The following is a 571-nucleotide window of genomic DNA, read 5'->3' as shown; positions in this document are numbered from 1 at the left end:
CGGCTCGCTCCGAACGGAGGTGGGACGATCGGTCTGCCCATCTGTGTCGGATCTCCGGCCGCGGCGGCCGCCGCGTCATCCACAGGCTCAGCGGCGGGCGAGCGCCACGAGGTCGCGCACCGACTGCTCGGTGTCGGGCGGCAGCGCGTCGACCGGCCACCACGCGACGTCGAGCGACTCCGGCGAGACGACCGGCTCGGCGCCGGGGTCGGCGACGGCGATCCACCGCAGGTCGAGGTGCTCGGTGCACCTCGTGAAGCCCGACCCCAGCGCGTGCCGGTCGAGCTGCGCCGGACCGGGGAGGAGGTGGAGGCTGCCGGCGGGCAGACCCGACTCCTCGACGGCCTCGCGCAGCGCGGCGGCGGCGACGCTCGGGTCGTCGGCCTCGATGTGCCCGCCGAACTGCAGCCAGCGACCGACCTTGCGGTGCAGGGTGAGCAGCACCCGCTCGCGAGGCTCGTCGACGACGAGCACGACGCGGTGAAGTGGGCCGGCGGGCCGGCCTTGGCGCTCGCGTCGGCGTGCGCGGAGAGGTGGGCGAGGTAGTCGCGGCGCAGCTGCTCCTGCTCGG

The 571-nt window shown here is 75.7% G+C and carries 1 protein-coding gene; it reads right to left on the bottom strand.

Annotation, left to right across the window (positions count from 1 at the left end):
- Positions 1-87: 87 nt before the first annotated feature.
- On the bottom strand, positions 88-571 hold a 484-nt coding region (locus AC2W7J_RS18685; protein WP_485984304.1), incomplete at its 5' end, for an NUDIX hydrolase.

Source organism: Janibacter sp. CFPM2_SD2 (assembly GCF_057364645.1).
The sequence above is the reverse complement of the archived record's forward strand: the minus strand, read 5'-3'. Positions and strand labels throughout refer to the sequence as shown.